The 4,657-nt window shown below is 44.7% G+C and carries 7 protein-coding genes, 1 tRNA gene and 1 pseudogene; 8 read left to right on the top strand and 1 reads right to left on the bottom strand.

What is annotated here, in order from left to right; translation table 11 throughout:
• The first annotated feature begins 90 nt into the window (after positions 1 to 90).
• From NTV63_02740 to NTV63_02775, 8 genes and pseudogenes are all read left to right on the top strand, one after another.
• Positions 91 to 633 (top strand): annotated as a pseudogene (locus NTV63_02740) (30S ribosomal protein S4).
• 77 nt (positions 634 to 710) lie between these two features.
• A complete protein-coding gene (locus tag NTV63_02745) occupies positions 711 to 1,130 on the top strand; it encodes a 30S ribosomal protein S11 (protein MCX6709850.1) in 420 nt (139 codons plus the stop codon).
• Between the two features lie 2 nt (positions 1,131 to 1,132).
• Complete coding sequence (locus tag NTV63_02750) at positions 1,133 to 1,927, top strand: DNA-directed RNA polymerase subunit D (protein MCX6709851.1); 795 nt, start codon at positions 1,133 to 1,135, stop codon at positions 1,925 to 1,927.
• Positions 1,928 to 1,974: 47 nt separating this feature from the next.
• Positions 1,975 to 2,060: transfer RNA gene (locus tag NTV63_02755), tRNA-Leu, on the top strand.
• A gap of 52 nt (positions 2,061 to 2,112) precedes the next feature.
• On the top strand, positions 2,113 to 2,469 hold the full coding sequence (locus NTV63_02760) for a 50S ribosomal protein L18e (GenBank protein ID MCX6709852.1): 357 nt from the start codon (positions 2,113 to 2,115) through the stop codon (positions 2,467 to 2,469).
• Positions 2,470 to 2,491: 22 nt separating this feature from the next.
• A complete protein-coding gene (rplM, locus tag NTV63_02765) occupies positions 2,492 to 2,908 on the top strand; it encodes a 50S ribosomal protein L13 (protein MCX6709853.1) in 417 nt (138 codons plus the stop codon).
• A gap of 2 nt (positions 2,909 to 2,910) precedes the next feature.
• On the top strand, positions 2,911 to 3,306 hold the full coding sequence (locus tag NTV63_02770) for a 30S ribosomal protein S9 (GenBank protein ID MCX6709854.1): 396 nt from the start codon (positions 2,911 to 2,913) through the stop codon (positions 3,304 to 3,306).
• A gap of 54 nt (positions 3,307 to 3,360) precedes the next feature.
• The gene (locus NTV63_02775) at positions 3,361 to 3,558 is read left to right on the top strand and encodes a DNA-directed RNA polymerase subunit N (GenBank protein ID MCX6709855.1); all 198 of its coding nucleotides are present in this window, start codon (positions 3,361 to 3,363) and stop codon (positions 3,556 to 3,558) included.
• 55 nt (positions 3,559 to 3,613) lie between these two features.
• Here the strand turns inward: NTV63_02775 and NTV63_02780 are convergent.
• A partial coding sequence (locus tag NTV63_02780) for a hypothetical protein (protein ID MCX6709856.1) occupies positions 3,614 to 4,657 on the bottom strand: 1,044 nt, incomplete at its 5' end.

Consider the following 4,657-nt stretch of genomic DNA (forward strand, 5'->3'; position numbering starts at 1 on the left):
GAGTCATTAGGTCAAAGGTTGCAAAGGCAGCTGCAGCAGAGAGCAAATCAGAGAGGAAATAAATTATAATTAAAACAAACGGTGAAATTAATGGGAGATCCACGAAGATTAAAGAAAAAATACAAAACCCCAATGCATCCCTGGCAGAGGCTGAGGATGGACGAGGAAACCCCGCTCACTGCGGAATACGGGCTTAAGAACAAGAGAGAGCTTTGGAAAGAAGAGTCTGTCCTTCGAAGGATAGCTGAGCAGGCCAAAGAGCTCATCAGGGCAGACAGCGTCCAGGCGCAGAAGGAGAAAAAGCAGCTGCTGGAAAGGATTTATTCCCTCGGGCTTGTAAAGTCCCCGGATGTTCCGCTTGATGATGTGCTGGGGCTCACTGCAAGAAGCATTCTTGAGAGAAGGCTTCAGACCATTGTTTACAAGAAAAAATTCGCAAACTCAATCAAAAAGGCAAGGCAGTTCATAACTCATGGGCACGTCATGGTAGCGGATTCAAAGATAACAGCCCCTTCCCATCTCGTAACACGAGAGGAAGAGGAGAAAATATTCATCTGCATTACATCTCCTTTTGCCGATTCCGAGCATCCCGAAAGGACTGCTGTTGCAAAAGTGAAGAAGGAACGGCCATCCCGCGACAGGAAGGGCGGAAGGGACGGGGGAAGAAGATTCCAAAGGCATGATAGAAGGCAGTCAAGAGAGGCTAAAAAATGAGAGAGCAGGACAAAGGAATGGACAGGGGCAAAACCAGATGGGGAATAGCCCACATTTTTTCCTCATACAATAACACAATAATCCACATAACAGACATCACAGGAAGCGAAAGCATTGCAAGGGTTTCTGGCGGAATGGTTGTCAAGTCAGACAGGCTTGAGGGAAGCCCGACAGCTGCAATGATAGCTGCAAAAAGGGCTGCTGAAACAGCAATGGAAAAGGGCATAAATGCAATCCATGTGAAAATCAGGGCAACAGGCGGGCAGAACGGCCCCTCAAATCCCGGACCAGGAGCCCAGGCAGCTGTAAGGGCGCTTTCAAGGATGGGATTAAGGATTGGAATAATTGAAGATGTGACTCCGGTTCCTCACGACGGGTGCAGGAAGAAAGGAGGAAAAAGAGGGAGAAGGGTTTAAAGATGAAAATAGAGCTCTTGAATAAGGAGAAGGACAACCAGGTTTCCTTTTTGATAAAGGACGGGAGCATTGCCTATGTTAACGCACTGAGAAGGATAGCAATTGAAGAAGTTCCAACCATGGCAATTGAAGATGTCAACATGGTAAAGAACAGCTCTGCGCTTTATGACGAAGTTGTGGCGCACAGGCTCGGGCTTGTTCCGCTGACAACAGACCTTAAATCATACAATCTTCCGAGCGAATGCAGCTGCAAGGGAGAGGGCTGCCCGAAATGCCAGGTCAAGCTTGTCCTTAACAAAAAAGATGCGGGCTATGTCTATGCATCAGACCTTAAATCAAAAGACCCCGCAATAAAACCTGTTTATCCAAAAATCATAATAACAAAACTCCTCAAGGGACAGGCGCTTGAGCTTGAGGCAACAGCAGTCCTCGGAAGAGGGAAAGAGCATGCCAAGTGGTCTCCCGGGCTTGTGTATTACAGGAACTATCCTGTTGTTTCGGTAACCAAAAAATGCGAAAGCGAAGAGTGCGTTAACATGTGCCCTGCAAAGGTTTTCAAGATTGAAAAGGGGGTGCTTGCAGTTGTAGATGAAAATGAGGTTAACTGCACCCTTTGCGAAGCATGCACTGAAATCTGCCCTGACTGCATTGAGGTTTCAAGCAAGAAAAACGAATTCATATTCACTGTTGAAAGCTGGGGGCAGCTTGGCTGCAGGCAGATAATGAAGGAAGCAGTAAAGATTTTTGAAAATAAAATCAACAGCTTCATTGAAGAAGTGGAAAGGATTTCAAAATAGGCCAGTCCCCGTGCCTGTGCAGTGTTTTTATAAAATCAGATAATCATGCGGGGGTAGCAAAGCCTGGTCAAATGCGCAAGGTTGAGGGCCTTGTCCCTTAGTGGGTTCGCGTGTTCGAATCACGTCCCCCGCATTATAGTCAATGCAAATGGAGAAAAAAATAAAAAGGAAAAAAGGTAATTTAAATGCAAATTCGTCCTAAAAACCAGATTACAGCGGAACTGATAAGAAAGGTCAAAGAAGAGTCTTACAAGGGCAATGCAATCTGGAAAAGAGTTGCTGAAGACTTGAACAAGCCGACAAGAGGGATAAGAGTTGTAAATCTCTCAAGCATCAACAGGAATACAAAGGAAAACGATGTGGTTGTTGTTCCCGGAAAGGTGCTTGGTGCAGGCGAGCTTGAGCACAAGCTTTCAATTGCTGCATGGAAATTCTCTGAGCAGTCTCTTGAAAAGATAAAGAAGGCAGGAGCATCTGTAATGAGCATAGAAGAGCTCATAAAGAAGAATCCTGAAGGTAAGAACATCAAAATTATTGGATAAAAATGATAGGAAGGTCAAGAAAATGATAATCGATGCAACTGACACAATGCTTGGAAGGGTCGCTTCATACGCCGCAAAGAAGGCGCTCATGGGCGAACAGGTAACAATTTTGAACTGCGAAAAATCAGTAGTCTCGGGAAGCAGGGCTTACGTCCTTGCAAAATACGCGAAGAAAACCGACATGGGAACTCCGAGAAAAGGCCCTTTTTTCCACAGGAAAACAATAATGATAATGAAGAGAACAGTCAGGGGAATGCTTCCCCACGCAAATTCAAGGGCTAAGGAGGCGCTTTCAAGAGTCAAGTGCTTTGATGGCGTTCCTGAAGAGTTCGCAGGAAAAAAAGCGGAAATTCTGAAAAACGCAAATGTTTCAAAGCTCACCAACATAAAAATAACCTACCTTGGGGAACTCAGCAGGCTTCTCGGAGGCAGGAAGTAAAAATGAAACCATTGCAATTTTCAGGAAAAAGGAAAACCGCAATAGCGAGGGCAACCCTTGTTGAGGGAACAGGAAGATTAAGCCTGAACAACGCGCCAATTGAAACAGTGACTCCGGAAATTCTCAGAATGAAAATACTGGAACCTATTATTATTGCGGGGGATTCAGCAAAGAAGGTTGACATAAAGGTAACTGTACATGGCGGCGGAATAAACGGAAGGGCTGACGCAGCAAGACTTGCAATAGCGAAAAGCCTCGCAGCATACAATCCGGCCCTCAAGGAAGAATTCCAGAGATATGACAGGCACCTCCTTGTTGCAGATGTAAGGCATAAAGAAGCAAAGAAGCCAAACAGGCACGGAAATGCAAGAGGAAAGGTTCAGAAGTCATACAGATAAGCATATTTTTATTATAAATATAATTAAAAAAAACAAGATTGAGGCAGGCAAAAAATGATAATTCCCGTTAGATGCTGGAGCTGCGGAAAGCCCATAGGACACCTGTGGGAGGAATTTGAGGAAAAAGTAAGGAAGGGAGAGGACAAGAAAAAAATCCTTGATTCCATAGGGCTTGAAAGATACTGCTGCAGGGCGACATTTCTTGGGCACGTTGACTTGATTGACCTTGTCTCAAGGTTCAAAAGGGTATAATTGCTTTTTTGATTTTTATCATAATAAAATATTATTTTATTTTTATAATTGTTTCTTAGAAGTCAAATATTTTTTTCTTGATGTCAACTGCGCTTGGGGCTGAGCCGCCGTGCCAGCTGACTCTGGGCCTTATCCTCATCGGATACATTCTCTCGTTTGTGTCATCAAATATTATTGCTGCGCCTGAAACCCTTGGAAGATTATTGAGAACCTTGTCAAGCCCCACTCTCATGTAGCTCTGCATCAGCATTCCAAGTGCATCTGTGTCAATTTTTGCAGTAATCCTGTGGCTTATCACAATGTCAGACTGCGTCATTACATCTGTGTGTATTTTTCCCGGCTGCTGGGATGCAAGTATCAATGATATTCCCGGCTGCCTTCCTTCCCTGAGAATTGTAATGAGAGGACCGCTTGCAAGCGTTTCCCCCTCCCTTGGAAGGAACTCGTGGGCTTCATCAACCACAAGCCACACAAGGGGAAACCTCTCCTTTTCCTCCTGCGAATATTCTGTGAAGCTTACTGACTTGTTCACCTCCTGGTATTCCTCATTTTTCCTTGCAACCATCCTTTCCAGGAATAGTTTCTGCGAAATCAGCCCGATAACTAATGCCCTTATGTTCTTGCTGGACTGCGAAGTTATATAGCAGCTTACATCAAGGACGCTCACCTCTCCGGGAATAACAAGCTCATTTATTTTTGTTCCTTCCTTGTCAAAAAGCCCCCAGCTCTTCGCTTCTGTGAATCTGTTCTCTGCAGCATCCCTGACATTCTGCATTGAATGCTCATCCTTCTGCATTTTCTCAACAATATCCTCAATCCCGAAATCTGTCCCTTCCTCCTTTAGCTCTGAAACTGTCTTTGATATCAGGACTCCTATTGGCTCGTCAGGATTTATTCCAAATGTCGTGCACCAATCAAGGGCTGAAAGCTCAGAGGGCTTTATTGAGAATGGGAAATCAGTCGGAAATCCCTTGGACTTTAGTTCATTGAAATATCCATATGGGGTGAATATTCTCGCATCAAACCCCTTTGCCTCCATCCCCCATTTCCTCAGGTCCCTATCCTCCTTCTTGTTCTTGTACTTAAGGGTCCAGTACAC

The organism is Candidatus Woesearchaeota archaeon, from assembly GCA_026394965.1.
In the GTDB taxonomy this organism is placed as follows: Archaea; Nanobdellota; Nanobdellia; order Woesearchaeales; family 0-14-0-80-44-23; genus JAPLZQ01.

What these genes read in the sequence shown, in the direction of transcription:
- NTV63_02760 (MCX6709852.1), top strand. Translation starts at nt 2,113, where the DNA reads ATGCAAATTCGTCCTAAAAACCAGATTACAGCGGAACTGATAAGAAAG.
- NTV63_02770 (MCX6709854.1), top strand. Translation starts at nt 2,911, where the DNA reads ATGAAACCATTGCAATTTTCAGGAAAAAGGAAAACCGCAATAGCGAGG.
- NTV63_02775 (MCX6709855.1), top strand. Translation starts at nt 3,361, where the DNA reads ATGATAATTCCCGTTAGATGCTGGAGCTGCGGAAAGCCCATAGGACAC.
- rplM (MCX6709853.1), top strand. Translation starts at nt 2,492, where the DNA reads ATGATAATCGATGCAACTGACACAATGCTTGGAAGGGTCGCTTCATAC.
- NTV63_02745 (MCX6709850.1), top strand. Translation starts at nt 711, where the DNA reads ATGAGAGAGCAGGACAAAGGAATGGACAGGGGCAAAACCAGATGGGGA.
- NTV63_02750 (MCX6709851.1), top strand. Translation starts at nt 1,133, where the DNA reads ATGAAAATAGAGCTCTTGAATAAGGAGAAGGACAACCAGGTTTCCTTT.